Origin of the sequence: uncultured Limnohabitans sp., from assembly GCF_937889215.1 — a bacterium.
Classification (GTDB): Bacteria; Pseudomonadota; Gammaproteobacteria; order Burkholderiales; family Burkholderiaceae_C; genus Limnohabitans_A.
This window is the reverse complement of sequence record NZ_CALBEX010000114.1, coordinates 1-1,555: the sequence shown is the minus strand read 5'-3', so window position 1 is coordinate 1,555 and position 1,555 is coordinate 1. Positions and strand designations below refer to the sequence as shown.

Genomic DNA, 1,555 nt, shown 5'->3' with positions numbered 1-1,555 from the left:
CGCCGCCGCATCCTCAAGGAAACACTGTTTCGCTGATGGCCAAGCCCGTTCACCTTTTCAGGATGAACGGGCTTCAAACTGGTCAGCGGTCTGCGTGCAGATGGTTATCGGCAAAGCGTTCACCGCGCAACAATTGCCAAGGTGCCCTGTGGTACAGGTAAATGTCGTGGAAAGGATCGGTAATGATCTTGGTCATCCAGACCAATCCGGTTTGCACGTCGTGCAGGAAGAACAAATGCACCGTGCGGAACAGCAAAGCCGCCGCACCCAAATACAACCACGCAAAACCCACAGCGCGCAAAAATTCGAACCATGTTTCATGCGCGGGCCACAAACCCATGAAGCCAGGATTCATGTAGATAACCAAAGGCAAAACGGCCCAGACACTGAGCAACACCACTTTGCGGCGCAAGTTGTAGCCCACTTTAACGTCTTCCTTGAAATCGTTGGTGGCTTCGTTGACGTGGTCATAACCCAAGGGTTCAAAGAAAAAGTGACCCGCTTGCCGTGTTGTCATAGACACCATCCAGGCCAGCAATGCGGCCATGGCAGGATCAATCCACAGCATGCCGTAAGCCACCACAAAAGACATGGCACTGAGCAAGTGCAAGGACTGGTTGATGCGGCAATGGTGGTAGTAGCGGTGATCGTCCCAACGCTGCACTTCCAAAGCTTTGAAAAATTCTTTCACAGGAACCCCTCTTGTTGAAGATCAAAAGATCATCTTCAATTCGTGTGAAAAATCAATGACATTCAATTTGTCATCAAATTGTTAAAAGCGCCGTTCAGCATCAGGGCATGCATGATTCAGACAATGAGCCCTTTCTGGTTGAAAATTTTGTACCCGCGAATGCCCCCTTGCGCATTGCCGTGGTGACAGAAACATGGCCACCCGAGGTCAATGGCGTGGCACTGACACTGTCGCGCTTGATTCAAGAATTGAGCCAACGGCAACACACCATCCAGCTCATCCGTCCGCGGCAAGACCGCCACGAGGCAGAAAGCCACCGGGAAGGCTGGAGTGAACTGCTGCTCAAAGGCATGCCCATTCCGCGCTACCCGCAGCTGAAGCTGGGGTTCCCAAGCAAAAAATCACTGGTCCAAGCCTGGAGCCTAAATCGGCCCGACATCGTGCACATCGCCACCGAGGGGCCATTAGGCTGGTCGGCGCTGCAGGCGGCACGGGTCTTGCGCTTGCCCGTCACCTCCGATTTCAGAACCAACTTCCAAAGTTACAGCAAACACTATGGTGTCGGTTGGCTGCAAAAGCCCATCGTGGCTTACCTGCGCAAATTTCACAACCGCACCTTGTGCACCATGGTTCCGACCCACGCGATGCTTGAACAACTCAACACCTTGGGGTTTCAAAATCTCCAAGTCGTTGCGCGAGGTGTCGACACCGCACTGTTCACACCCCACAAAAGAAGCCCTGCCTTGCGCAGCACCTGGCAAGCGAGTGACGCAACCCTTGTCATGCTGTCCGTGGGGCGGTTAGCGGCCGAAAAAAATCTGGACTTGACCGTCAAAACTTACCACACACTGAAACAAAAACAGC

General features: G+C 53.2%; 2 protein-coding genes. One reads left to right on the top strand and one right to left on the bottom strand.

Features of this window, described 5'->3' with window-relative positions:
* Positions 1-82: 82 nt before the first annotated feature.
* The gene (locus Q0341_RS02995; RefSeq protein ID WP_299510456.1) at positions 83-691 is read right to left on the bottom strand and encodes a hypothetical protein; all 609 of its coding nucleotides are present in this window, start codon (positions 689-691) and stop codon (positions 83-85) included.
* Positions 692-798: 107 nt separating this feature from the next.
* On the opposite strand from Q0341_RS02995, the gene Q0341_RS02990 reads away from it, so the two are divergent.
* Positions 799-1,555 (top strand): glycosyltransferase (locus tag Q0341_RS02990; protein WP_299510454.1); only part of this gene is annotated, 757 nt, incomplete at its 3' end.